We start from the raw sequence: 2278 nt of genomic DNA, 5'->3' as shown, positions 1-2278 counted from the left end.
GCACCGGCTGCCACGCCGCTGATGCAGCGCGATCCGGCGGCGTTGTTGAAGCTGGCGCTGGGCCTGTCCCTGCTGCTGAACTTCCTGCTGGTGTTCTGGCTTTTGTTCTTGCCCAGATGAGGCGCGCGCCACGGCGCTGCAAGCTTGCGCGGCGTTGCGACGGACAGAGCTGGGGGCGGTCATGATGCGCGAGCGGTGAGGGCCATCAGCCGACGCGGCGCAAGCCGGGCTTGCTGGCCACGACCGGAGACGACTCGGCATGCACCCGGGCGCGACCACCTTTTTCTGCCCAGGTGCGGGTCCAGCGCAGCTGCATCTTGCGCATCACCGCCAGCATCAGCAGCGAGAACACCGCCAGCACCACGAAACCGATGAAGAAGCTGCCGGTCTGCTGCTTGACCTGGCCCATCAGCGCCGGCACCGTGCCGCCGCCCAGCGCGCCGATCTCGCCGATCATCGAGCCGGCCACCGCGGTGGAGGTGGGCCAGCGCAGCGGCACCAGCTGGAACAGCGCGCCATTGCCGGCGCCTAAAGCGGCGAAGCAGACGATCAGCAGCAGCGTGGTCAGCACGATGGAGCTGGACGACAGGCCCACGCCGACCAGCGCAAACGCCGTCACCACCAGCACCACCGTCAGCGTGTTGACGCCACCCCAATGGTCGGAGATCCAGCCGCCGAAAATGCGCACCACCGAGCCCATCAGCGCCGCCAGCATGGTCAGCTGGCCGGCCTGCACCTTGCTCACGCCGAACTGGTCGTAATAGTAGGTGGGCAGGAAGGTGGTGATGCCGATGAAGCCGCCGAAGGTCACGACGTAGATCAGGCTGAAGACCCAGCCGTCCTTTTCCAACAGGCAGGCCAGGTGAGCGCGCAGGTTGGCGTGCTCGTCGCGGTCCGGCGGCTCCTTGGCCAGGAAGGCCACCACCGCCATCGGCACCAGCGAGGCCAGCGCGGCCAGGCCGTAGACGGTCTGCCAGCCGAACTTCTGCGCCAGCGGCGGGGCGGCCAGTGCGGCGATGGCCGTGCCAACATTGCCGGCGCCCACCAGGCCCATCGCCAGGCCCTTGTAGCGCGGCGGGAACCAGCCCGAGCCCAGCGACATCGCCACGCCGAAGCTGGCGCCGGCCACGCCCAGCAGCAGCGCCATCTTCAGCATGTCGTTGTAGCTGTGCACGAAGAAGTAGCCGAAGGACATCGCGCCGGCGATCAGGACCAGCTCGACCAGGGTGGCGGTCTTCCTGCCCACGTACTGGGCCAACAGGCCCAGCGGGAAGCGCATCAGCGCGCCGGCCATGATGGGAATGGCCAGCATGGTGCCCTTCTGGGCCGCCGTGAGGTGGAACTCCTCGCTGATGAACGGCGCCATGGCGCCGTTCACCACCCAGATGACGAAGGAGAACGTCAGGTAGAAGAACGCGGCGAACAGCGTGGGCGCATGGCCTGCGCGCAGGAAGCTCTTGAAGCTGGACATGGCGTTGGGGCTGGCTGGTGGGTTGAAGGGCTGGCGGTGGACGAAATGAGCGGGACAGCGGGGCTTCGGGCCCGGTGTCACGGGCCTGTCGGCGGTTCAGGCGGAGGTCGCCAGCGCGCGGCGTTCAGGCCAGGCGATGGCAGCGAAAGGAGAGGGTGCGGGGCCGGCGCGGCGCTCGGAAGCAGCTGGCAAGGCCAGTGCGGGAAGGATGCGGTGCGCGGTGTTGAGCGTGGCCCATGGCGCCGCATGGGCGCAGCGCGGGGCAGGCAACAGCGCAGACTGGCTAAACGGCAGAACCGCAGTGCCATGCGGAACAGCATGGCCCGGCTCACCGGCCTGGTGCACTTGAATCGGCGATGCGTCGTTACACCGCTTGTGGGCGTTTCTCATGCAAGTGCCGTGCCCATTGCGGCACCTCTTGCGAAGCGCTGCCAATTTGTGCCGAATCGGCGCCAACACACACCGCCCTCGCGGACCCGCCGAAGGGCGTGAAAGAATTGCCGTCATGACCGCTCCCACCCTCGTGATCCGCGCTGTTTCGGCAGGCTCGGCATCGCATGCCGCAGACGCCGCGTCGGCCTTGCCGAACGGCTGGCGCCAGGCCTTGCGGGACACTGGCGCGGCGCAGATTGAGGTGGCTGAAAGCCCCGATTGGGTGCCACAACTCGGTGCGGGTGCACCAAGCTCGGCACCCGCGCACGTGCTGGCACTGATGTCGGCGCAAGCCCTGCGGGACGCCTTGGGTGCCCATGTCGCGCCCCTGCCATGTCCGCTGACCTTGCTGGGCACGCCGCCAGCGCCGGCCCT

The 2278-nt window shown here is 68.3% G+C and carries 1 protein-coding gene and 1 pseudogene; one reads left to right on the top strand and one right to left on the bottom strand.

Going from position 1 to position 2278, the window contains the following annotated elements; translation table 11 throughout:
• Window positions 1-205 precede the first annotated feature (205 nt).
• Window positions 206-1471 (bottom strand): MFS transporter, encoded by a 1266-nt coding sequence (locus tag FKP22_RS27750; protein ID WP_141291234.1) that lies wholly within the window; start codon window positions 1469-1471, stop codon window positions 206-208.
• A gap of 505 nt (window positions 1472-1976) precedes the next feature.
• Here FKP22_RS27750 and FKP22_RS27745 point away from each other — a divergent pair.
• Window positions 1977-2278 (top strand): annotated as a pseudogene (locus tag FKP22_RS27745) (hypothetical protein); the annotation flags it as partial.

This window comes from Ideonella azotifigens, assembly GCF_006519715.1.
GTDB classification, from domain to species: domain Bacteria; phylum Pseudomonadota; class Gammaproteobacteria; order Burkholderiales; family Burkholderiaceae_C; genus Ideonella; species Ideonella azotifigens.
Note: the sequence above shows the minus strand (reverse complement) of the source record. Positions and strands in the feature narration are given on the sequence as shown.